At 32.3% G+C, this 25,910-nt stretch carries 21 protein-coding genes; 20 read left to right on the top strand and 1 reads right to left on the bottom strand.

Annotation, left to right across the window (positions count from 1 at the left end; all coding sequences use genetic code 11):
• Positions 1-14: 14 nt before the first annotated feature.
• From RWP19_RS05980 to RWP19_RS05915, 14 genes are all read left to right on the top strand, one after another.
• Positions 15-770, top strand: coding sequence for a glycosyltransferase family 2 protein (locus RWP19_RS05980; RefSeq protein ID WP_314356858.1), 756 nt, complete (start codon positions 15-17; stop codon positions 768-770).
• Between the two features lie 66 nt (positions 771-836).
• Positions 837-2,861 (top strand): LTA synthase family protein, encoded by a 2,025-nt coding sequence (locus RWP19_RS05975; protein WP_314356857.1) that lies wholly within the window; start codon positions 837-839, stop codon positions 2,859-2,861.
• 70 nt (positions 2,862-2,931) lie between these two features.
• A complete protein-coding gene (locus RWP19_RS05970; RefSeq protein ID WP_314356856.1) occupies positions 2,932-4,017 on the top strand; it encodes a glycosyltransferase family 4 protein in 1,086 nt (361 codons plus the stop codon).
• A gap of 31 nt (positions 4,018-4,048) precedes the next feature.
• On the top strand, positions 4,049-4,993 hold the full coding sequence (locus tag RWP19_RS05965; protein ID WP_314356855.1) for a DUF535 family protein: 945 nt from the start codon (positions 4,049-4,051) through the stop codon (positions 4,991-4,993).
• 277 nt (positions 4,994-5,270) lie between these two features.
• On the top strand, positions 5,271-6,275 hold the full coding sequence (locus RWP19_RS05960; protein ID WP_314356854.1) for an O-antigen ligase family protein: 1,005 nt from the start codon (positions 5,271-5,273) through the stop codon (positions 6,273-6,275).
• Positions 6,276-6,506: 231 nt separating this feature from the next.
• Positions 6,507-7,943, top strand: a complete 1,437-nt coding sequence (wbaP, locus tag RWP19_RS05955; RefSeq protein WP_314356853.1) for an undecaprenyl-phosphate galactose phosphotransferase WbaP — start codon at positions 6,507-6,509, stop codon at positions 7,941-7,943.
• A gap of 32 nt (positions 7,944-7,975) precedes the next feature.
• Complete coding sequence (locus tag RWP19_RS05950) at positions 7,976-9,028, top strand: histidinol-phosphate transaminase (RefSeq protein WP_295258544.1); 1,053 nt, start codon at positions 7,976-7,978, stop codon at positions 9,026-9,028.
• Positions 9,029-9,079: 51 nt separating this feature from the next.
• Positions 9,080-9,805, top strand: a complete 726-nt coding sequence (locus tag RWP19_RS05945) for a PHP domain-containing protein (RefSeq protein ID WP_314356852.1) — start codon at positions 9,080-9,082, stop codon at positions 9,803-9,805.
• Positions 9,756-10,406, top strand: a complete 651-nt coding sequence (locus RWP19_RS05940; RefSeq protein WP_314356851.1) for a phosphoribosyltransferase — start codon at positions 9,756-9,758, stop codon at positions 10,404-10,406. Before RWP19_RS05945 ends, RWP19_RS05940 begins: the two co-directional genes overlap by 50 nt.
• On the top strand, positions 10,369-11,220 hold the full coding sequence (locus RWP19_RS05935) for a LicD family protein (protein WP_314356850.1): 852 nt from the start codon (positions 10,369-10,371) through the stop codon (positions 11,218-11,220). The genes RWP19_RS05940 and RWP19_RS05935 overlap by 38 nt, the downstream gene beginning before the upstream one ends.
• 28 nt (positions 11,221-11,248) lie before the next feature.
• Entirely contained in the window at positions 11,249-12,583 is a 1,335-nt protein-coding gene (locus RWP19_RS05930; protein WP_314356849.1) for an adenylyltransferase/cytidyltransferase family protein, read from the top strand.
• 11 nt (positions 12,584-12,594) lie between these two features.
• The gene (locus tag RWP19_RS05925) at positions 12,595-14,187 is read left to right on the top strand and encodes an O-antigen ligase family protein (RefSeq protein ID WP_314356848.1); all 1,593 of its coding nucleotides are present in this window, start codon (positions 12,595-12,597) and stop codon (positions 14,185-14,187) included.
• Between the two features lie 26 nt (positions 14,188-14,213).
• Positions 14,214-15,242: a glycosyltransferase family 2 protein gene (locus RWP19_RS05920; RefSeq protein WP_314356847.1), complete on the top strand. Its 1,029-nt coding sequence runs from the start codon at positions 14,214-14,216 to the stop codon at positions 15,240-15,242.
• A 1-nt stretch (position 15,243) separates the two neighbouring features.
• Positions 15,244-16,767: a polysaccharide biosynthesis C-terminal domain-containing protein gene (locus RWP19_RS05915; RefSeq protein WP_314356846.1), complete on the top strand. Its 1,524-nt coding sequence runs from the start codon at positions 15,244-15,246 to the stop codon at positions 16,765-16,767.
• Between the two features lie 366 nt (positions 16,768-17,133).
• Here the strand turns inward: RWP19_RS05915 and RWP19_RS05910 are convergent, their stop codons facing one another.
• Positions 17,134-17,508 carry an IS3 family transposase gene (locus RWP19_RS05910; RefSeq protein WP_314356845.1) on the bottom strand — a complete coding sequence of 125 codons (375 nt, stop codon included), beginning with the start codon at positions 17,506-17,508 and terminating at the stop codon, positions 17,134-17,136.
• A 548-nt stretch (positions 17,509-18,056) separates the two neighbouring features.
• Here RWP19_RS05910 and RWP19_RS05905 point away from each other — a divergent pair.
• The 6 genes from RWP19_RS05905 (at position 18,057) to RWP19_RS05880 (ending at position 25,702) form a co-directional block, all read left to right on the top strand.
• Positions 18,057-19,001: an inverse autotransporter beta domain-containing protein gene (locus RWP19_RS05905; protein WP_314356844.1), complete on the top strand. Its 945-nt coding sequence runs from the start codon at positions 18,057-18,059 to the stop codon at positions 18,999-19,001.
• A 12-nt stretch (positions 19,002-19,013) separates the two neighbouring features.
• The gene (locus RWP19_RS05900; protein ID WP_314356843.1) at positions 19,014-19,838 is read left to right on the top strand and encodes a hypothetical protein; all 825 of its coding nucleotides are present in this window, start codon (positions 19,014-19,016) and stop codon (positions 19,836-19,838) included.
• Positions 19,839-20,846: 1,008 nt separating this feature from the next.
• On the top strand, positions 20,847-21,248 hold the full coding sequence (locus RWP19_RS05895) for a hypothetical protein (RefSeq protein ID WP_314356841.1): 402 nt from the start codon (positions 20,847-20,849) through the stop codon (positions 21,246-21,248).
• Positions 21,249-21,509: 261 nt separating this feature from the next.
• Positions 21,510-22,607, top strand: coding sequence for an acyltransferase (locus RWP19_RS05890; protein WP_314356840.1), 1,098 nt, complete (start codon positions 21,510-21,512; stop codon positions 22,605-22,607).
• Between the two features lie 65 nt (positions 22,608-22,672).
• A complete protein-coding gene (locus tag RWP19_RS05885; protein WP_314356839.1) occupies positions 22,673-22,999 on the top strand; it encodes a Tat pathway signal protein in 327 nt (108 codons plus the stop codon).
• Positions 23,000-23,572: 573 nt separating this feature from the next.
• Positions 23,573-25,702 (top strand): autotransporter outer membrane beta-barrel domain-containing protein, encoded by a 2,130-nt coding sequence (locus RWP19_RS05880; RefSeq protein WP_314356838.1) that lies wholly within the window; start codon positions 23,573-23,575, stop codon positions 25,700-25,702.
• Positions 25,703-25,910 lie beyond the last annotated feature (208 nt).

Raw genomic sequence — 25,910 nt, 5'->3', positions numbered from 1 at the left:
TATCGAGGCAACTTATGTCAACAATTACGGCTATTATATTAGCTCGCAACGAAGAACAGCATATAGCAGACTGCATAAAAAGTATTCAATGTGCAGATGAAATACTAGTTATAGATGATGGAAGTACGGATAGAACCATTGAAATAGCAGAAGATTTAGGTGCTAAGGTTATACCACATCCTTTAAATGGAGACTGGTCACAACAACGACGCTTTGGTATTTCACAAGCTCAGAGTGAATGGATTCTATTTGTTGACTCTGATGAGCGTGTATCACCAGAGTTAGCAAAGTCTATTCAACGAGCTATACACGGTGAACCGAAGGCTTATTGGTTACATAGATATAATCTATTCCATCACAATCAGGCAACCCATGGTGTGGTGAGACCTGATAAGGTGTTACGATTGATGCCTCGAGAGGGTGCAACTGTGGAAGGTGCTGTTCATGAAGCTTTTATTAGTCCTTATCCACAAGATACATTAGAGGGAAAATTATATCACTATACGTATGATAACTGGCATCAATTCTTTGAGAAGTTTAATAAGTATACGACGGCAGCAGCTAATAAATACAAGGCACAAGGGAAATCTTGTAGTTTTTTAGGGGATATTATATTGCGTCCAACATGGGCATTTTTTAAGATATATATTTTGCAAGGTGGCATATTAGATGGAAAGATAGGTTTTCTATTATCGATCTACCATATGATGTACACCATGACGAAATATGTAAAATTATATTATTTAAACAAATCTGATGGGCAATTATAATCAGTAATTTAGTATAGTAGATTGCTGTGGGGGAGTATTGTTCTTGAAGTAGATATGGAAGTATGAATGAGTGAACAATTTTTTCTATCCCTACAACAAAATATAAAACTAATGCTTTGGGCTCCTATATTGAGCACCATCTTTCGAATTATATTTATGATCGTTTATAATCCTTACCCTACATGGAAGGGACGCTGGAAATCTGTATTAGGTTCGTTGCGTTACGGCTTCTGGTGGGGTATGGATTTTGATGCTTATGTATTCTTATTACCCTTAGTATTAGTGACGCTCCCTGCATTATTATTTGATGAGTATCATCAAATAGAAGATACTGTACGGTTAGTGGGATTAACTATTTATTCCTGTGTATTATATGTAGCCTTTGCAGGAAAAATGATTTTCTACAAGCATTTCCATGATACGTATAACTATATGGTTCATTATGGAAATCATGCAGAGAAACGTAATTTAATTGATGTATTCTTTAATCAAGATCGAGGAATTCTCGTCATTTTAGGCTTGATTCCTATTACGTTTATATCCTGGTACATGGGAGATTTCTTCTTATCCTTGCCATCTATACCTTATCCAACTATTGAAGGAACTTGGCCTACTGTAGCTTGGAATATAGGTCTTGTGGCTGCCTCCGTTTTGGGGTTTTATTGGTTCCGCTATGGTGGAACACTATCTCACGATGATAAACCAGAATGGGATACGATTCCTACAGTGGTAAAAGAGGATATATTCTTTGCTCGTGCTACAGTGCCAGATCTATGTGCCTTAGAAACGGTGCTAAAACATCCACTTCGTGATGAATATACCGCATCTGCTGAGGACATTGATGACGCGATTCACCGTATTGTTCCTAAGGAATATAAAGATTCTTGGCAGGATTTGAATACACCGCTTCATGCATTTAAGCGCGTTGCATCAGGTCCTCGTATTGATAAACCACAACATATATTCTTTATTGTTGGTGAAAGTATCCCGCAATGGTCTCTTGATAAACCTTATAAGGAACTCAATATATGTCCTGGTTTATGGGATTTTAAAGATAATCCACATACGGCGCAAGTACCTAATTTCTTGCCTGCCGGTAATGTATCTCGTCCATCCATTGTGAGTCTGCTATCTGGTGTCTATGATGCGGGTATGGAAATCAATGAACGGGAAGCATTTTGGCATGAACCATTGCCGACTTCTTTGGCATTTCAAATGAAGCGTTTAGGTTATGATACGATTTACTGGTATGGTGGCAATGCATCGTATGGTAACTTTAATCACTTCGGTAAGGCTCAAGGATTTGACCGCGTAGAAAGTGCTTCCGTTTTTTGTGGTCCCGATGCACCTAAGACTTGGGTAGGCGTTTATGACCATGTATTTTTAGAACATATCGAAGAGGAAATCAAATTATTAGAACATCCTACATTCCATTTTATTTACACCACATCTAATCATGGTCCTTATAAAATGGAGGATTCTTTATTAGATTATGATCCTGAGAAGGTCATGCCAAATCTTGGGGATGATTTAAAATTCAATAAGAAACGCAATAAGGAATTGGCTACTTATCGTTATAGTGATAAGGCGATTTTTAACTTTATAAATGCTATGAAAGAGGCCTTTCCAGATAGCTTATTTGTTGTCACTGGTGACCATTCTAATCTATTTGGATCTTTGAATAATACATCCTTAATTCAACGGGATTATACCTTGCGCGACACATTTTGTACCGTAGGATTGTTACAACATCCTGCTTTCAACAAAGATACGATTACGGCGTCAATTGGCACGCATATGAGCCTCATGCCTACCATTATTGAGGCCATTGCACCAAAGGGTTTCGAATATTATTCCATCGTACCGTCATTATTTGATGAACAGCCAGATACGTTGGTTACGCCGTATCAGTGGATTACTCCACATAGGATGGGTGATGTTCGTATGGACTATGGTGAAAGTAACATACCGTCCTATAAACCGGTTAAGCTAATTCGTCCTATTGATAATCATGCTGACGATGCACGAGATTGGACATTGATGACTATGTGGTTCATTAACCACGAAAAGACATTGTTTTCTAAAAAATAGATGAAAAATAACTGCATATATGATTAAATGTATATAGTTAATTACAGTATATATTTAAAGGAGGGTATCTATGTCGATACTGAACGTAGTAGGCGCCAAAGTGTGGGGTGGCGGAGAGCAATATGTATATGATATTTGCCAACAATTACAACAACGACATAGGACTGCTCATATTTTAGTAGACCAATCAAATGTAGATATGCAAGAACGGTATGCGCAAGTAGGACATGTGATGACTTGCAATTTATATACTTTGAAAGGTTTTCTATCTATAAATGCAGTGGCAAAAGAGGTAAAAGAAAAAGGTATTAATACCATCATATGTCACTCTGGTAAATATATTTTATTTTGTATTGCGCTAAAACACTTAACAGGTGCTAAGTTAGTATTTATCAAGCATAATCTTGTGGCTGGTAAGACCGATTTATATCATAGATGGATTAATGAACAAGTTGATGCCTTTGTATGTGTATCTAAACTTGTTTATGATGACCTTATGACACCTGTCATTAAGGATGCTAGCAAGTATTATATTGTGTATAATGGTATCAATCCTAAGCGTTTTCTATCCTTTGCAGAGGGAGTGCCTATGAAAGATAAGGTAACTACCTTTGGTTATTGTGCACGTATTACAGAGCGAAAAGGCTTATATTTAATATTAAAAGCTCTTGAAGAAATTCATCACAAGAATTCTACAGTACGCTTGCTTATATCTGGAGCTGGTACAGAGGACCAAATCAAAAAGTTAACAAGCTACATGGATGCTCATCAAATGCATTCTTATGTTAAATTTATAGGCTTTACGAGAGATATTGAAGCTTTGTATAACTCCATTGATTGCCTATTATTACCAACTATTACAAGAGAAGCTTTTGGTCTTGTTATTTGTGAAGCCATGTATTGTGGTGTGCCTGTAATTACAAGTAGTTCAGGAGCACAAAGAGAAATTATTGATAATGGCAGTTCTGGATTTATTGTAGATCCGTTAAACGAAGATACCTTACAACAAGTTATGGAATACGTAATGAGTGATTCTGTGGACTTACCAAAGATTATCACTAATGCACGACATGTTGTGGAGCAACGATTTATCATTAATCGTGTAGCAGATGAATTAGTTTCTATTATAGATAATTTACATTCCACTAATCATTGATGTTACAGTTGTTAGTGGATAGGAGCATAAGATGGGATATTTACAAACACAATGGCAGCGAGGTCGCAAGATTTACGGCAAGCGCAGTTGGAGAGAAACACGTCGCACTTTCCTACATACAATGCGCTCCATACGAAATAAACGAGAAATAGAGGCACTAGAGAACTATTTTGTAAATTATACGTCTGATCCAACCTTATTAGACCGTCAAGTCGGTTTATTTGAGTTGATGACAAGATACTTTTTATTTAAAAGCTCAACTCCACAGGAACGATTAGAAGCTATTATTAATCATTTTGATTATTTAAAAACTGTATTTATCGACGATGCTATTCGTGAAATGTACTCTGTAGATCCAGATAATATTTATGACGATGTGAGTCGTATGAATCGTGGCTACATAGTATGGGAATCAGAATACCTTGATATGGTAGCTCGCTTATACTATGGACCAGGTCAACGAAAAGAAGGCTTTTTGACCTTGTTACTAACATTGGGCAAACAAGGTGTATATCATGCTAACTTCCGCTTTGGGAAAGGTTTTAATGGGGAGCCTTCAATGTGGATTGGCACGATTCAAGGGTATAAGGATGGTCTTGATAATGCTAAAACGGTTACTAAAAAGATGTTTGGATATCGCCCAAAAAACTTTATTATGTTCCTTTTGCGTCATATAGCAGCCATTTGTAAGGTAGAATCTATCTATGCTGTATCTGATGAAGGTTTTTATGCTAATACACATTTAGTTCGGGGTCATCGTGCTAAAGTTGCAGAGCTAGATCCATTATGGGAGGAATCTGGTGGTATAGTATGCAGCGATGAACGGTTTTTCAAAATTCCATTAGAAGAATACCGTAAACCAATTGAGGAAATCAAATCTCAAAAGCGTAGCCAATACCGAAAGCGATACGATTTACTCAATCAATATGAACAAGAAATTCAAGATCATGTAAAACCATTATTGCGAGTAAAATAGATATTTATAAAGTAAAAGAGTTGTTAATATAATGAAAATTAGATTGTAAATATTTAGGGATAAAGGGGTTAGTATGCAATCTTGGATACTTAAGAATTCGGAAATGATACTGACAGTACTCATTTCGATTATGATATGTACAACAAGGTCATCCATGGCGCTAGGGAATTTGCTGTATGGACTTATTGTACTCGTTACACTTATAACTTGGTGGTATAGGCGACATGAAATATCTATACCAAATTCAATACGTCAATATAGATGGGCCTATTTAGGCATGCTACTATGCGTATTGCCGTCTGCATTAATTAGTACGGATATAGTGGTAACTACCAAATATTTTTTTAATATTTGGATTTGGAAGGTATTAGTTATCGTACCAATTCTGTTATGTATTAAAAGTTCTCAGAAATTATATGCAATATTAACGGTTTTCTTTTTGTACATGGGGATTGATGCTATATCTGCTTTTATACAATTATTAATAGGACATAATTTATCTTCTGGGCGCGCTGGTGGTGTTGTTAATGGTTCTGTTATGGGTTTAGCTATGTTATTGACTTTTACATTCCCATTAGCTCTCGTTGCTATGTTTGATAAGTCATTTCCTAAGTATGTGAGATTATCAGCTCTATTCTCTACATTAGGTATACTATTAGGGATGTGGGGAAATCAGAGTCGAGGCTCTTGGTTATTTAATAGTGCTAATGGTATTCTTATCACTTTGCGTTATTGTTTTGTTAATATCCGTTATTTGTTGTTAATAATCGTAGCTACTGTAGGTATAGGCTATATATTTACTTCTAACCAAGTCTATATGGATCGTTTTAAAAGTACTTTTAATATAACTACAGATGAATCTAATTTAGGCCGTATCTATGTATGGGAATCGGATAAACAGATGATTATAGATCATCCTGCGACGGGGGTAGGTCCTGGTTTATGGCAAAAAACATATCGAGAGCACTATAAATTAAAAAAAGAAACTCAAGATTTGGGGCACTCTCATAATAATCTATTACAAATAGCTTCTGAATCTGGCATATTAGGTCTCATTGGCTTCTTAGGATTCTCAATATTTGTAATTTGTAAATCTCTGAAAAATTATATTAAAATAAGAAATCCTTATGATTTATCAATCCTTATAGGTTTTATTAGTTACTTATTCCTATTTGGGTCTGTTGACTATACGTGGGGGAATTCATCTGGTATTCGCATATTTTGGATTGTTATGGGCATTATGATTCAACTAAAAATAAATGAGAATGATAAAGCTGTTTAGGAAGTATTTACATATTATTTAATTGCTTTTTATGTCTGATTTAAATAGATTCAAAATTTCCTAAAAACTACATAAAAGATAGCTAAAATCTATGTTTTTTCATAGTTTAAGACATTTAAATATGATACAATATAAGTAATTATTAGTACATTGTATTCGTATATAAGAGAGGTTGTTTTCTTTAAAGTTAATTGAGAAAACAACCTCTTTTTTAAAAATTGGGGTATTAGTATGAATCGTTCTGAATGTAATAATCACAATAAGTTACTTATTAGCAAAATAATAGTGCTTATAGCAGATTATGTTGCTATTGTTTTGGGGACGTTAGCAGCTTATTATTTGCGTTTAAACTTGTCGTTTTTACCGGTAATCTCACATTTTGAGATAGATGAAATTTATGTATATGGTATTATTCCGATAGTATTTTTATCTATATTACTTTTAAATAATACATATTCGGTAGTATCTACCTATTGGGATACGATGAAAAATCTATTCCGTAGTATAACTATTGGTGTAGTTGTATCCATTGTTCTTATGTATACAGGTCATGTTACTAATGATGTGTCTCGCCTATTTGTTGTTTTTGCATATATACTTATTTTGTTATTTATTCTTAGTGAACGTTTTGTTGTTGGAAAAATACTTTCTAAGGCTGGATATCTAAAAACACCAGTTCTTCTTGTAGGGGCCGGAAAAACAGCAGAGCTTGTAAAGAAATCCTTAGATCGAATGCCGATTGCTACGTACAAGATTATTGGTTATGTAGATGATAATCCCAAATCCTCTTCCATTGCTAAAGAGTATCCATGTCTTGGTGCTTTTTCCGATGTGGAAGATGTTATTAAAGATACAGGCGTACAAACAGTTCTTATTTGTGCACCAGGGCTAGAACCTAAAAAGCTAGTTTCTTTAATCAATCATTTACAGCTATTAGTAAAACGAGTAGCCTTTGTGCCTGAATTATTTGGTTTGCCTACAAGTAATATTACAGCTCGTGGCATGATGGAAGAACAAGCTGTTGTACTACGTGTACAAAATAATCTAGCTCGTAAGTCAAACCGTATTATAAAACGCATCTTTGATATTGTAGCTACTGTATGTGGAGGCATCTTGATTTTACCAATCCTCGTTATTGTAGCTGTATTGATTTATCTAGATTCTCCAGGTCCAATCGTATTTGGTCACAAGCGTGTTGGCCAAGATGGAAAAGAGTTCCCATGCTATAAATTCCGCTCTATGGTGCCGAATGCACAAGAGGCATTGGAAATTTATTTGAAAGAAAATCCTGCAGCACGTGAAGAATGGGAACGAGATTTCAAATTAAAGAATGATCCTCGTGTTACTCGTATTGGTAAATTTCTTCGCAAAACGAGTCTTGATGAATTGCCACAATTGTGGAATGTTCTCGTTGGTGATATGAGCCTCGTAGGTCCACGTCCTATCGTGCGTGATGAAATTGTAAAATACGGTGACTACATCAACGACTTTTACCTTGTACCACCAGGAATTACCGGTGTATGGCAAGTTAGTGGCCGTAGTGATACTACCTATGAAGAACGTGTTTTAATGGATTCTTGGTATGTTCATAATTGGTCCGTGTGGATTGATATTGTATATCTTTTGAAAACTGTGTTGGCTGTCGTTAAATCGAAAGGGGCCTATTAATTTATTATTTTAATAGTAGGAGGATAAGAAATATGTATATAAACCCATTAATAAAAAATTTAGAACGTAAATATCCTGATAATAATAGAAATAATATAGTTAGATTAGATATGAATGAAAATCCAGGAGGCTTACCAGTTGATATTGTTGAAGTCATTAAATCTAGAATTACACCAGAATTTCTAGCTACTTATCCTAATAAAATTCCATTAATTGAGTCTTTGTCAAAATATCATAATTTATCTATGGATAATATAGCAATTACAGATGGATCAGAAATGGCTTTGAAATATATTTTTGAAGTATTTGGTAAACCAAACTCTAATTTTATTAGTATTTCGCCTACCTTTGAGATGTATGGTGTATATGCAAAAATGTATGGTTTAAATCATGTAAAAATTGATATAGATAAAAATTTTGAAATAGATTTTGATTCACTTTTAGATAGTATTGATAATAGTACTAGTATAGTATCTTTACTAAACCCTAATAATCCAATTGGTAGACCATATAATAATAATGAATTTATAAAAATTGCGGACAAAACAAAATCTGTAGGTGCTTTGTTAATTATAGATGAGGCTTATCATTATTTTTATAAACAAACACAAGCGCATTTGTTAAATCAATATAATCATATTATAATTTTGAGAACTTTCTCAAAATTATTTTCTATAGCAGCATGTAGAATTGGTTATGCATTAGCATCTAGCGATATTATTACTATGATCAATAATGCACGGCCAACTTTTGATACAAACTCAATTGCATTATTGTTTGCAAATGAGTTGATAAATAATGAAGATTTAATAAGTAAATTAATAAACGATGAGTTACAAGGAAGAGATTACCTTATAAGCTGGTTAAAAGACAATAACTATAAGTATATATATGATGGCGGGAATTTTATAACAATAAAAACCAATCGTGATGCAGAAGTACTCGCATCCCTTTTATTGAATGAGAAAAATATAGCTATAAAAACTTCTAGTTATGATATTTTAAAAGGTTATATTAGGGTTTCTACTGGCGATATTAAATTTATGAAACTTTTTATTGATGCATTATCTGAATTAGATAGCTAGGTTATGTATATTATAAGAATAAATAGTTAAGGTCTTTTTGAGGAGTTTATAATGAAGTTGGTATGTCATGTTCATACTAAATTTTCTCATGATAGTATTTTGCCTTTTTGGCTTTTATATAGCTGCTGTCTTTACCATGGTATTACTCATATAACAATAACAGAACATAATAATTTAGATGGTGCTATTGCTTTTAAAAAGTATTGTGAAAAAAAAGGAAATAAAGTATATGTGATTTTAGGTGAAGAGATTATGACAACCCATGGTGAGATAATAGGGTTGTTTTTAAATAATAATATAAAAGCGGGTTTATCACCTAAAGAGACTATTTTTGAAATTAAAAAGCAAGGTGGAATTGTGTATATTCCACATCCATATGATGAGAAGAGATATAAAACTGTATTAGATGAATGTTATATACAAGAATTTAAGGACTCTATTGATTGTATAGAGGTTCATAATGGTAGAAATATTGACATTAAATATGATAGCAAACAGAATGAAATAGCAGATAAGTATAATTTACGAAAGGTAATTGGTGGTGATATACATACATGGATTGAAATAGGTAAAGATTACATAGAATCTGATATAAATCCAGAGACGCCAACCAAATTTATTAAGGCTATAGAGCAGTCGCATTTTATTTGTTCACCGGTTGTTCCAATAGCTCATAAGTTCACTGTTATTGATAGATTATTATCATTTATTCAACGGGGAGATTTCAATGGATTATATAGAACTATCGTTGCACGACTTAAAAAAAATAAGCTATGAGTTGGCTAGTGTTGTGGATGAAACATATAAGCCAGATTTAGTTCTGTTTATTGCAAAAGGTGGATATTTGATTGGTAAACATATAGGGGATAAATTAAATATACCAATTGTTCCTGTATACGCAGAGAGAAAGACTAATTCTATAAAGACAATGATTTCTCCTATACTAAAACTCTTACCTAAATCTATAAAATTATTATTACGAAAATTAGAATTAAAGTCTGGTGTTCATAGTACGATTAAGGAAAGAAATATATCATTTCCTGATTCATCTATTATTAATATATTAAGTAAATCAAATCACTTATTAATTGTTGATGACTCTATAGATACGGGTGGGTCTGTAATTTCTATTTTGAATGAAATTGATAAATTAGGTTTATCATTTATTGATATTAGAGTTGCCGTTTTAAACCTTTTTGAAGAAGCAAAAGATAAAGTACCAAAGTGTTACTATTTATTTAATGATTCAATTATAATGACACCTATGTCAAATGACTCAAAAGAACATAGTAAGTTTATTAATTTATATGCTGAATATTTTAATGAGAATTGGACAAAAAATGAAAGAATTAACTATAGAAGAGTTAAAAGAAGTTGAATTAAATATTCTAAAGGATGTAGCTAAATTTTGTGAAATAAATAAAATTCAGTATTTTTTATGTGGTGGGACTTTATTAGGTGCTATTAGGCATAAGGGATTTATTCCTTGGGATGATGATATTGATATAGCTATGCCAAGATCAGATTATGAAAGATTTTTTAGTCTTTATAATGGAAGTAACAATAGATATAAAGCTGATTCACTAGAAAATAATAATAATTGGCATATGTCATTTGGAAGAGTTGGTGATATAAATACTGTTTTATATGAACACACATTAAAAAATAAATATAAAAAATATCATGCATTTATTGACATATTTCCTGTAGATGGAATTCCCAATAATCCTATTAAGAAAAAATTATTATTATTAACTCAGAAATTTTTAGGTATCATAGGAAATGCATCAGCTTTTTCATATACACCAAGTAAACACTTTTCAGATTCAAAAGAGAATAATATAGAGTTAAAAAATAAAATTAGAACTTACGTAAAATATATTTTTATAACATTGTGTAAAGGACTAAATACGCAAAAGATATTTTCTCTTGTAAATAGTATATCCAAAAGATATAAGATAGATAATTCTAATGTTATTGGATTAACAGTTTATGTCTGGAACTGGAAATTTGAAATATTGAATAAATCATCAATTCATTCATATGTTAAATTACCTTTTGAAGATACTTACTTTTTAGGACCAATAGGCTATGTAGAATATTTAGAGAATACCTTTGGTGATTACATGACACCGCCTCCTAAGGATAGAAGAGTAAGTCATCATAATTTTAATGTTTATTGGAAAGAGTAATAGATTTTGGGGGATTAGAGGGAATGTTATGAAAAAAGTAATAACATATGGAACATATGATTTATTTCATGAGGGACATTACAATCTATTAAAAAATGCAAAAGCATTAGGTGATTACCTTATTGTTGGGGTTACGTCTGACTATTTTGATAAATCTAGAGGCAAATTTAATGTTCGTGATTCCTTGATGACGCGCATTGATAATGTGCGTGCTACAGGTTTTGCAGATGAAATCGTAGTAGAAGAATATTTTGGCCAAAAAATAGATGATATCAAACGATTTAATGTAGATATATTTACTGTTGGATCTGATTGGGAAGGCTATTTTGATTATTTAAATGAGTATTGTAAGGTAGTTTACCTACCAAGAACACAAGGCATTTCTAGTACTCAAATCAGAAATTCTGAGAATGTTAGATTTGGTATTATTGGTAATGAAGTTATTTTGGATAGATTTTTAGATGAGTCTAAATTTGTTAGTGGTATTGAAATTATAGGTGGGTATACAGAGGCAGATGCGGTTGATACCATATATAAATCATATCAGTTTAATGATTTAGAGCAATTTGATTCATCTGAAAAGTTGCTAGATGAGGTAGATGCGGTATACATTAATATGCCTTTATCTAAACGTGGTACTTATATCGAAAAAGCATTACAAGCCAAAAAGCATGTATTAACAGAATTTCCATTTAGTAGTGATCTTGATGAAACATTACGTTTAATGGACTTGGCAAAATCTTCCAAATTAGTGTTGATGGAAGGCTTGAAAACGGCATATAGCCCTGCCTTTAATAAGTTAATTGCCATGGCTCGTAGTGGGAAAATTGGTAAAATCTTTAATGTAGAAGCTAATTTTACACAAGTTTTGGGAAATGATTTGGCTAATCAGATTAGAATAGCTGGTGGTAGTATTTTATCTTTAGCATCCTATCCATTATTAGCAATCTTTAAACTTTTAGGCTTTAATTATAACCGCGTTGATTTTATAAGTCATAAGATTGATGATGTCGATATTTTATCGAAAATTAACTTTCTTTATGATGATGCAATGGCATCTGCTACAGTAGCTATTAATGCTAAGGCAGAAGGTGATTTAGTTATATCTGGTTCTAAAGGATATATCTATGTACCAGCTCCTTGGTGGAAAACAGAGTATTTTGAATTGCGTTTTGAAGATGTAAACTTAAATCAAAAATATTTCTATAAATTTGAAGGTGAAGGTTTACGATACGAAATTGTTGAGTTCTTGAAATGTATTAGAGAAGACTCTGAGAGCTTCTTGATGAGTCATCAAGATATGATTGAAGAAGTAAAAGTACTTAATAAATTTAGAGTTAATGATAGTGTTATTACTATTTAGTGGAGTTATATATGAGTCCTGATCTTTATCAAGAGAAAAATACTAAAAAAAAATATGATAAATTAGCTTTAATCTTTATTTTTTGTATTATTTTATTTATAGGTTTTGGTAATGTAGCGCATCCTAGATTTATTAACATTATAGGAACAAATTTTGCTGGAATACTTTCTTGGTATTTCCTTGTTGGATTAGGTGTATATACATTATTTTTACAATATATAAAAAAGATACCTATAGTAGATAATTCAAAGTATTTTATGATTAGATATCTTGTGCTTTATATTGGTGCTATTATTTTATCACTATTTATTGGGATATATACATATCCATATTTTGATACTAATTATTTTGTTAATACAAGCTCAGAATCTTTTGGATTTATTAATAATTTTTCAAATAAAGTTGGATTAGTAGCTAATGATCAGTTGGGCACAATTATTTCTTTTGTTTTTCGTAATCTAAAAAACTCTATATTAACAGTTATATATACCTTTGGTGGTTCATATATTATGTATTTATATATAAAGCGTGATTTTGATAAATACTGGAAGTATATTAATCTAGCTGTGATAATATCGAGTCTTATTGTTATTATAGTGACAATTATAGAGATTTTATATTATTATGGAAACTCATATGCAAAGGATTTATTAGTTACGATTACTCCATATTTTCATGTGATTAAGAGTGATGATAGCTGGTGGCCTCCATTATTATGGGATAAACAACAAATTAGAAGTATTTTTTCAGAACCATCTTATATTGGTAATTATATGGCTTTTGTAATACCTTTTATATGGGGAAAGTATTTAGCATCTAATTCAAAAAAATATACAATTTTTTATGGATTCTATAGTCTCAGCTTAGCAGTGATCGTTTTTTTATCACAGGCAAGAACTGCTAATGCTGTGTATTTAGTACTTTTGGCACTACTATTATTTTGGTCTATATTTATCCATAGAATATTTATAAAAAAAGTTTTATCTATTATTGCAGTATCTATTATTGCATTATTCATTTCTATTTCTCTTATTAATGGAATGACGGTAGATGTTAATAATAGTCATGTTAATAATTTACATGTAGAAAAATATTTAGATAGTAATTTGAACTCATTAAATAAAAATAATACACGTAGTAATGGTGCTAGATTTGGTTTAATTAAAGCTAGTCTCCAAGTATCTAAAGACCATATTTTTCTTGGCGTTGGACCTGGATTTAGTACATTATATATGGTTGATGTATTTGAAAAGGAAGATAATGATAATGGAGAAATTAATATGTGGATAGATACTGTAAAATCAAAAGGTATTTTATCTAAAAATATTAATGCAATGAATGATTATTTGACTAGACTTATGGAGCAAGGTATTATTGGTAGTATTATATTTATAATCCCCTTTATTATTGCTTTATACCGATTATTTTGTAATAGACGAAATCTAAATAAAGGTGATCAAATAAAATTATCTGTAACACTATTAACATTATTAGGTTGTTTGATATCTAATATTAATGAGTCTTCTACTGTAGTTTATTGTACTTGGGTAAGTTTAGCCATAGCATATGCTTTTACTTATAAATTTTCTAAGTTAAATATGTAAAAAAAGAAGGGATTAATAAATCTAAAATGAATTATTTTAGTATTATCATTCCTGTATTTAATAATACAAATGAAGAAATAGATCGTTGTTTACAAAGTATATTGGATCAAACATATAATCATTATGAGATTATTATAGTTGATGATGGAAGTAATAGAGAGTGTGCAGCATATTTAGATAATTATAAAAGAAATAATATAAGTATATATCATAAAACTAATGAAGGTGTATCTAATGCACGTAATTATGGTTTAAAATTTAGTCATGGAAAATATATAACATTTGTAGATATAGATGATATAATCTCTAAAACTATGTTAGAGGAAGCAGATAAAATATTATCTGAAAATGATATAGATATTTTGTATGGTTTGGTTGAATACGTACATGATATTTCATCTATTGAATTAAATAGGGATTTACACAATAATTTTAAGCTTTTATCTTTAGAAGATAAAAAGATGCTTCATACACATATGTATCATTTGGGTATAAAGCAATTTTGGAGAAGTAATTCTTATGTTTCTCGTGGTCCAGTTGCTAAAATCTTGAAAAAAAGTGTTATGGACAATAATCTTTTTAATGCTTCTCTTATTTTTGGTGAGGATGAAGAGTGGAATTTTAGAATATTAGAATCTCAAAACTATAATATGGTAATAGCATATAGTACTTGGTATTATTATATATTTACACAATCATCTACATTACATAGATTTAGATTAAATTTTATTGAATTATCTGAGCAACGTTTGAAAATAATGCAGTCATTTATCTGGAATACTAATGACCAAGTTGAACTCATGAAAGAAGGCTTTAGTGTAATAAAAGAAATTTTTTATAGATACTATTTTAGTAAAGAAAATACACAGTCTTTCTTTTCTATAAACGAAGACTTTAATCAATTATTACGTCGTGAAATATGGAAATCAATTTTTAGATTTGATCTAGTATATAAATTTGATATAGGTCTTTTAATAAAATATTTTTTATTATACTTACGTATATTACCTCTAATATTATATTTGTATAATATTACAAATAAGAAGGTGCGGTAATATGAATCAAACTCTTTCTACACAAAGAAAACTAGGAACATTATTATCATATGCTATGTTGCTTTGTAATACTATTATCAATTTAGCGTATGTCCCAATTTTATTAACTTTTATAGGCGTTTCTGAATTTGGTTTATATAGATTGTTAGGATCTATAATTGCATATTTTAATGTTTTGGATTTTGGATTATCTACTACCATTATTAGATTCTTAGTAAAATACAGAGTTGAAAATAATCAGAAATGTATTGATAAATTAATAACTATGTCATTAATCTTATATATGATAATAGGATTAATACTATGTTTGATAGGTTTGATATTCTACTATTTTATTCCTACTATTTTTAGTGATAGTTTGACTCCAGGTATGATAAATAGTGCTAAAACTATTTTCATATTATTATTAATAAATCTTCTTATGTTGTTTTCTTCAAAAGTTTTTGATGCAATAATTATTTCGAAAGAACGTTTCGTTTTTCATAGGCTTATAAGTTTATTACAAATTATTCTTCAACCATTCTTTATAGTTGCTACTGTATATTTCTATCCAACAGCATTAAGTGTTGTTATAGTACAAACTTTATTTAACTTAGTATTAGCAATTATAAAAATCATATATTGTAAATATAAATTAAATATAGTATTTAGATATTATGGTTGGGATAATAGTATTATTATTTCAATTCGTAATTTGTCAATTAGTTTATTTATTGTTTCTGTGGTTGATCAAATTTTTTGGCAAAGTAGCCAGTTATTAATAGGCATGAAAATAAGTGCAGCTGCAGTAGCTGTTTATGCAATAGCTAGTCAAATTTATATTAATTATATGAATATATCTTTAGCTATCTCCGGAACATTATTACCAAAAGTTACAACAATGGTAGCTGAGAATTATGATAATGAATCATTTCAAGAGTTATTTTTACGTATAGGTCGACTACAATTTTATTTGCTTTCTTTTATTACAAGTTGTTTCATTATATTCGGGCATGGATTTCTTCACTATTGGGTTGGTGATGAATTTAGTATAGTATATTCAATTACACTATTAATAATTATTCCATTTACAATAGATTTAATACAAAATGTAGGATTAGCAATTATGCAAGCTAGAAATGTTTTCCATATAAGAGCTATGATATACACATTTGTGGGGATACTAAATATTATTTTGTCGTATTATTGGATTGATTTATATGGTGTTATTGGAGGAGCACTTGCTACAGGTCTATGTATGTTAATAGGTAATGGGGTTTTAATGAATATATATTATCAAAAATATTTAAAGTTAGGTATTTTTAATTTTTGGAAAAAAATTTTTCCTATCTTATTTGTATGTATATTAACAACTTTTTTTGGCAATATAATCTTGTCTCAAATAGATTTACAGAAATCAATTTATATATTTATAAGTAATATTGTTTTTTATGCTTTGGTTTATTTTATCATTCAATGGAAATTTAATTTCAATTCCTATGAGAAAGGACTTCTTTACAGCATTGTGTCTAAATTTAATAGATAACCTCTAACGTTTTTCTAACAAACTTATTATTTAAAATATAACATTCAACATGTCAAAATACTCAAAAGAAGTTTGATCTACACACATTTTCTTGGTCACATATTATTTATCAGCTTAAACACATGGATGCTTCCCTGTATTTTACAGGAGCATCCATTTTGTTTTTTTCTGGACTCTTCTGTTGTTGTAATAGTGAATGTATTCTTATATCGCTGCTGCAAAAGCATTAAATGATGAATATTCTCTTTCAAAACCATAATATATTTTCGTTTTTAATCTACCAAAAAGGTTTCCATCACAGAGTTATCATAACAACTTTCTTTTCTAGACATAGACTAAATAATGCCATGTTCTTTAAGTGCTTGCCTAAAATAGGCGATAAATAGCATTTTCTCCACGAGAAATTAAATTGAGATATATTAGTAGTCCTTTTTGTAATGGTGTAGTTGTACTAAAATCTCTATTGGCGATATTTTCTGCTTCTTTACCCACTTTCTCTTTGTAAGAGTGATACTTTTCCTTCGGTAGCTTTCCTACGAGTCCAATAGTATGCATAAGTCTTTGTACTCGTTTATGGTTAACTACAAATCCTCGATTAAGAAGCTCTTGGTATACATGCCGTACACCATACCGACCTTTATATTCTGTAAAAATCTTTTGGATTTCATCTTTTAGCTCTGTATTCCTTTTATCTACAAGATCTACTTTAGTAAGTTCAAAATAATAGGTAGATTTGGCCATTTTCATAGCTTTTAAAAGATATTTTAGTTGATATCCTTGTTTTCGGAGCGTTTTAATAATCGCTGCTTTTTCGACTTGAGACGCGCAGCTTCCTTTTTTTCTCTCAAGGCAATCTCTTTTTTATGAGTTCATTTTCAGCTTTAATATAAGCATTTTCAGCTCATAAGCCAACTAGTTCCTCATATTCGCTTTCTTTGAGCTTTCGAGGTGAGATAGTCTTCGGTACTTTCATTTGACAATCCTTTGATGGTTGCCCCTTAGGTTTATTAATAAGACCATTGTATCCTAAAGTTTTGTATTTATGAATTCATTGATACGGTTGTCCAGTAAAGGGGGGATATATATCAAAGATAAATAGCCTTTTCTTTTACATACTATTAAACATTCATTAAAACCTTCGATATATATTAAATTCGTTTATAATATTTAATTTTTGTTATATTGACCGTATATATATAAGTATATATAATGAATAAGAAATATTTCATGAAGATTTTTTTCATGAAACTTAAATGTAGATTTGTATATATGAAAGGGAGTAGTAGACTATGACTAAAGAGTTATTGACTAAAGTCGTTGTCGGTGGTGTTGTGCTATGTGGCGTATGTGCGCCTAGCTTTGCAGCAGACCATACAACAGATACAGCAGCTGCAAATGGTATGAGTGCTGTGGTAGTGTCTTCAATTAATGAATCTATGCATGGTGATCATGCCAAGGACTGGATGAAACGTACTAATGTAGGTGTTACATTCCAACATCATTGGAAACCTCAATATCATATTGAAACTGTTCAACCATTGGGGCATTTTGATGAACAATCTAAGCATGTAATCTTTACGCAAGATCGTATTGCTAATGAGAGTGATTTTGGTACGACGTTAAATGTTGGACTTGGTTATCGTGTTCTTAATGAAAGCGAGACTCGCCTTGTCGGTATAAATACTTTCTACGATTATGGTTTTAAACGTCATCATGCTCGAATTGGTGGTGGCGTAGAATATTTCACAGGCCAAAATGAATTCCGAGCTAATGTGTATAAAGGTTTGTCTGGTGAAAAGGAAATTGATGCAACAAATCATATCTTTGAAAAGGTTGTAGATGGATATGATGTTGGCTATGCTACTACTTTCAGAAATGCTCGTTGGGCGCGTGCTTATGTAGAAGGATACCATTGGGATTTTAAACATCATGACGACCAAAATGGTTTTAAAGTAGGCGCAGAGCTACAAGTAACCCCTAATATTTCTGTTGATGCGGGCTATAATAAATCTACACATCATTCTGGTGATGCGTATGGTAAGATTATGTACACATTAGGTAAAACTGACTTTGCTCTCTTTGGTGGTAAACATAGTGATGATTCTGTTAGCACTGTACGCTCTAAAATGCTTGATAAAGTACGCCGTAACAATAATATCGTTGTTGAACGGTATCAAAAAGATGCGCCAACTGTACAATCTGATACCGTTACATTCTCAGTTCGTGTACGCTAAGGAGGATCAAGTATGCTAAAGAAAATTACGAGCATTGGTATTGCTGCATTTATTCTTGCTAGTGGTGTAGCATCAGCTAAGATTATTAATAGAACTACTGAAATTGATGGTAATATTTATGGGGCCGCTATCCATAATACAGATCCAAGTATAGGTTGGGTAGATATTGGTATGCCTGTTGCACAAGTGGAAGGTGTGCCAAATGTTGTTAAAAGTGCTAATGACTTGCCTGTAGGTCATTATGATAAAATCCGCTATGAACATGGCCCATTCACATTTAAGGGATACATAGAAGTTACTGATGACCAACCGCAATATAATGGTATTTATACAACTACAGGTGACTATGATTCGATTTACCATGGACCAAAGTTTAAAAAGACTGATGATGTTGGACAAGCTCAACCTACTCTTCTTGGAATAACAGGAACAACGCATAATCAAACTGATGAAGATAATGCGTTGGGTCCAAATGGTGAAGGTGTTTATAGTTACCAAACTACACCTAATCGCCAAATTGATGAAAGTGCTATTAGCTTAACTATTACTGATGTTAATGGACAACATAAAGCAGACCGTACAGATATATCTGTTGTATTAGATAAATCCTACCTATGGTTTGGTAATGGTTGGGTAGATGTAGAGGGAGATAATCATCCAGTAGATGTTTCTTTTGTTGGTACAAGCACAACTGAGGCTACATTGACATTAGGTAGTCATGCAACTAATCCAGATAATGCTGGAGATACATTGGTTTGGAAAGAAAATCCCGATGGCTCAAAAGTGATTTATACAGATAGTATTGATGCACCAGAAATCGATTTTGATCATGAATAAGAGATAAATTTTTACCTCTCATATACTCATTAATAACACAACAGAATCGTCTTATAGGAAAAAGGGTTCTATAGTAAATATTTGCATATGAACTGTAAAAACGGAAATTTTTATTCTGTTTTTACAGTTCTTTTTTTGTTGTCAAGTTTACGATACACTATTGACCAGAAAAGGAGAATTAATTATGAATACGCCCTTGTTCTTTTAGAAGAGATTTATAATTAAAAATTTAAAGAATGTTGAATATGGTCATATTAAATTAAATTTAGATAAGAAATATTCTGATATGTATAATGGCACAGGAAGAACGGTTTTGATTAATGCGATTGATATATTAAAACAGTTATTGATGGGTCAGAGACTACGAAATTATTTAATTGATTATATTAATATCAATAGTGAGTTAGCAGAGCTCTCTTTTGAATTTTTCATACAAATTAATGATGTTAATATACATGTATGTTACGATATAAAATTAGCTAGAAATAAGGTTACTACTGATAGTAATGCAGACAACATAGATTCTATAAAAATATCAAATGTAGAGAATACTTGTAATAGCAATGTTCAGAAGAGAGAATATAAATACATTGAGTACTAATACAAGTGGTATATGTAATGGTATTCCTTATAAGGTATATTATATGTTTTGTAATTTAGATTATGTATTATATAATCTTCAAAATGCAAATAATAAGGAAAAAGAAGAGAATGCATTAGAGTTTTCAGAAAGATATATAAATAATATTTATGAATTTATACATTTTCTGCGTAATTCTGATTTTTCTCGCTGTTCTGAATCTTATGAATTCTCTTGGAAGTTTATTAATCTTCGTTTCTTTCATATCATAAATTTAAATACTTATTAAAAACTAAATAGACTTTATATTTAATTTATTGCTCTATAACTGTAAAATTTTGTATAATTTATTTGTGAATGAAAAGTTCATGAATAAATTATATAAATGAATTTAATTACATTACATTATATGTTAGTGGAGTATTGGTATGAAAAAATATGTCTTATCTGTGGGAGACAGAAAGCCTGTACATATTGAAATTATGAATGTTGATGATAATGTGCTAGTTAGTGGAGAATTACGTACATATCGACTTGATTATGATATGGAAACGAGTGCGGTTATTTTGCGTTTTTCACTGCAAGAATCAGATATGATATATTCTTTACAGTTAGGTGAAGCTGAGGATGTGTTGGCAACAGACTTTATGACTCCCCAAGAAATATTCTTTACAATCGTAGGATTCTTAGGTGAGATTATTCATAGTGCGAAATCATTTGGACGTACGTTGGCTATGAAGCTTGATAATGATGCATCTCGTGTGTATGTGAAAGATTTGTTGCAATCTAATGATAGCTATCGTATATTTATGGGAACACTAACATATTAATATAAACATATTTTACTTATTCATAGAACTTATAGAAAAAGTTTAATTGAAGACAGTAGTTGTAAGAGGTAAGATTCATACAACTGCTGTCTTTTTTGTATGCCTAAATTATGTCACTACATTCTCATATATATCTTGTATTTTATGGTGTATGTGCTGATAAATAGGTGCAGTGCCTTATTATATAGCCGTTAGACGTAATAGCTATCTATCTCATAGTTTGGAGAGACATTGAGGTTTATAGAATGAGAGGTTGAGAGCATGAGAGAGAGCAATATTGAATTATTGCGCATTGTTTCGATGGTGCTGATCATTATGCATCATTTTACTGTACATGGTAGTTTCCCCTTTACCCCAGATTTGACGTTTAACAAGGTGTTCTTGCAAGTTTTTGCCCTCGGCGGTAAGGCTGGTGTAGTGGCTTTTGTTATGATAACGGGGTACTTTATGGTTTCTAGCAACTTCAAGCTACATAAGTTTGGGAAGTTAGTAGGCCAAATATGGTTTTATAGTCTTGCCATGTTAGGTGTGGCAGTGGGATTAGGTCTCGATACGGTTACGCCTTACAACGTAATGCTTGCTATATTACCTTTTGGATGTATGAGTTGGTTCGCTCAAACATTTTTAGTTCTCTATATAGTAATGCCTTTTATTAATCGCGTGCTACATCGGTTGAAGCATACATATTACCTTATACTACTAGCCGCTTCGATGGTAATTTGGTTTGTCATACCTACAGCTCTTAATCTATGGCCTGATTTACCACATACCACCTTTGGTTTTAAGCATATTTTTTCCTTCATTGTATTTTATTCAATAGGGGCGTACATCAAGCTATATGGGTCCTCTTTTAAATTATTTGGATCTCATATAACACGAAAAACGGGGATAATATTGAGCAGTATAGGCATATTAGGCGCCTTTGGAGGGGACATCCTTGTAGATGTACTGGCCACAACAGACCCTGCGTATATGAAACAGATTTTCTATTTTACCCAAAATGACTATGGCTTTTTCCAGTTACTACTGGGCATAGGTTTATTTATTGTTTTCTTGAAAGTCAAGATTACCTATTATCCGTGGATCAATACGATTGCCTCTACAACCTTTGGGATTTACTTATTACACGATAATAAGCTAGTGATGCATTATATGTGGGATTATATTTTTAGTACTTATCAGTATTATGACTCACCACTATTACCACTATATGCGATCTTCATCGTAGCAATCATTTTCATAGTTGGTATGGTCGTTGATTATATGCGGTTAGCTTTCATAGAAAAACCTATTATGAAACGCATTACGTTATATATTGAAAGTAGTCAATCGTGGATGGAGAAGAAGGTGCCATTTTAATGCGAATCTCACCGTTTTTTGGTATAATAAGCAAGTATTCCAACGATAAAACGGAGGTAATTCTAATGCGTAAATTTTTATATATGATATCGGCTCTACTTGTGTTGACTGGTTTTAATACACATGATGTAGAAGCTCGTACGGATGTATATGCTACAACCTATAACGGCAATAGCTGGTATGTAGACCAAGACTCTGTAAAGCGAGTAGGGGATGTACTCAATTTCACCGTATATACTACATCTGGTCTTAGCTATAAGGTAACATCTAGCGATAGTAATTATTACAATGCGGATGTATTCTACTATAACAACAAACTTGTTTCAGACAATGGTCAATCCGTCTGGAAGTCCCCAGGTATGATGGCGGCTATGCGCGTGGCGCGTAAATAAAAAATAAAGGCAGCGGTTTAAGCGCTGCCTTTTTTACTATAGTATCGTTTATCCGTATTTGACGATATATAAGATTAATCCTATAATATAAACAGATAGCCAAGCGAGTAGATCCGTCGGGCTCATCTCAAGAGAATAAATAATTGATGAAATGGCCTTTCAGTTACCTAATTATCTAGGGATAACGAAGGGCTATTTGTCTTTTCCAAGACAAATAAGCGCCACAAGTGCACCAAAGGCAATGACAACGGTCATTGCCTCTAGAGTTATCATGATTAACTCATAATCACTCATAGACACCCCTCCCTTCATTGACGAAGAGAGGCCCAACCTCGATTGACTATCCTAAGACAATTATATGGCGAACATATAATCGAATCAATAAGAATCTATATATAGAAATATACAAAAATATATATACGTATACATTAGCAGTAACTATAGTTACTGCTTTTTTATATTGGTGCGCTGTTTTATGTGGCAAAATTCCCTCATATTTACAAGAATACAAATATTAAATATAATTAAATTATTTAATAATAGTTTATAGTTAGTAAATGAGAGAGGATTTATATGAAACGTGTATGTAAAGCAAACTTATCCTTGGCGATTGCTCTAACGATTGCTAGCTCTGTGGTGCCCTATGTGATGGCAGAGGGTATGACGATTACTGCTACAAATGGTGGGTCATTCAAGGCTGGCGAAATGACAAACTACATATCTACAATTGAAGCAGATAATGGTGGTACAGTCAGCATTGATAAGGCTGTTGCCAATATTGGTTACAATAATAAGCCGTTTATAAGCAGCAAAGGTGGCAGTAAGGTAACTCTTAAGGAAGGCGTTTATGATGTTCGAAATGTGAGCACTCCTATTGCAGTAGCTCAAGGTGGTACTGTTAATATTGGCGTAGACGGCAACAAAGGTAATTTTATCGGTAACGACTTGTCTTTGGTGGGTGATGTTATTGTTAAAAGTGACGCAAATCATGCATCTGAGATTAATATTGGTATTGATGGGAAGGAATCTCTTTGGGATGGTTTAGCATTTAATCTAGCTGACAAAGATGCAAAGCAACCAAGTCATATCAATGTATTCCTTGGTGACTATGGTTCTTGGGAGCTTTTCTATCAAGGCGGCTTGCATGAAGGAACATTGGATAGTAGCACGCAACCTAGCCACGTTCATCGTCTTGTAGGTTCCAAGAATCGCAACTATGCGAACATGGTAACCCAAAGTGAGCATAACAAACTCTATGTAGATAAGCTGGAAGGTCATGTAAACTTTATTTACGATCCTAATGATGAGACTGGAGATACTGAGGATCCAAGCTATCAACCACCAACTAAAACCTATAATGGTTTGACGCCGGATTCCTTCTGGGGTGGTGATATTCACATTACAAGTGCAGCCCCTGGTGCAGCAGCTCATGTGTACACTACTCAACGAGGCCTAGACATGTCCTCTGAGGCTAATATGAATAAGATTTTAGATAACTTAGCTCACAAGATGTACTATCATAACTATGTAAATGGTGAACGAAACCTTCAAGGCACAGTAGCCATTGCATCTAATGGTTCTGAATCTGGTCGTTTTAAAGTCCTTACATCTGGACATGCTAAAGAAGGCGACATTACATGGCAAGCAGATAAAGATGGTCAAGGTAAATACGTATATGGTGAAAATAAACCAGCACCGAAACCAGAGGTGAAACCAGAACCAGCTCCAGCTCCAAAACCAGAGGTGAAACCGGTTCCAGCACCAACACCTAAATCTGAGAACAACGGTCATATTCACGTTATCATGGGTGATTTTGATACACCTCATATGCGCGGCACACGTTCTGCCATCATGAGTAATATCAACGGTTGGAGAACATTGACAGATAATATGTATCGTCCACGCGTATTGCAACAAGGCGAACCAACAGGTATTTGGGCTCGCGTTGGGGGCGGTAAATATAGCTTCAATGCAAAAGATATCGACACAGATACAACGTATACACGCATTCAAGGTGGTTACGATGCTAAAACAGGTAGCGGTTGGACTGTAGGTGGTCAAGTTTCTTACCTTCGTGGCAACGATGATTACGTATTTAATGGTACTGGCAAAGAAAAAGCCTTTGCTGTAGGTGCGTACGGCTTGAAAGATCTTGGTAACAATCAATACATCCACATCGAATCCCAAGTAGGTCGTGCTTCTAATGACTTCACGGCTCGCAATGAGATTGGTGAAAGCCTATCTGGCGAGACTAAAGCTAATGCTTTCACAATTGGTGCGCGCTATGGTAAAACTGTGAAGCTTTCAAATGGTACATATATTGAACCACAAGCACAATTGAGCTACACTCACTTCGGTGGCGATAGCTTTAATGCTGGTAGCATGCATGTAGAGCAATCTGGTGTGAGCAGTACGGCAGGTGGTCTTGGCCTTGAAATCGGTAAAAACTTCGGTGCAGGTAACATCTATACTCGTGTTGGCGTTAACCATGCCTTCTCTGGAACAGTGAAAACTGCGTACACAAGTGGTGCTACTACTAAATACACATCCGAAGACATGAAAGGCACTTGGACAGATCTAGCATTCGGTGGCCGCTATGGCTTCAATACAAATAACAGTATCTTTGCTGATATTAGTACAGGCCTATCTGGCGACTATAAAGCAGGTTGGTCTGTAAATGCTGGATTTACACATAAATTCTAAATTATTATGTACATAGTAAATAAAAATGGCCCCTATTAAGGGGCTATTTTTATTTATATATTTTCTATTTATAGATTCTTATTGATTCGCTTATATGTTCTAGTTTTATAACTCAATCATTAATATTTTAAATTATTTTAAATAAAATTTGAGAAATTCATTTACAATTCACAAAAAATAGTGTATTATTTTAAATATATTTTAAAAG

This window comes from uncultured Veillonella sp. (genome assembly GCF_963522475.1).
Classification (GTDB): Bacteria; Bacillota; Negativicutes; order Veillonellales; family Veillonellaceae; genus Veillonella.
The sequence above is the reverse complement of the archived record's forward strand: the minus strand, read 5'-3'. Positions and strand labels throughout refer to the sequence as shown.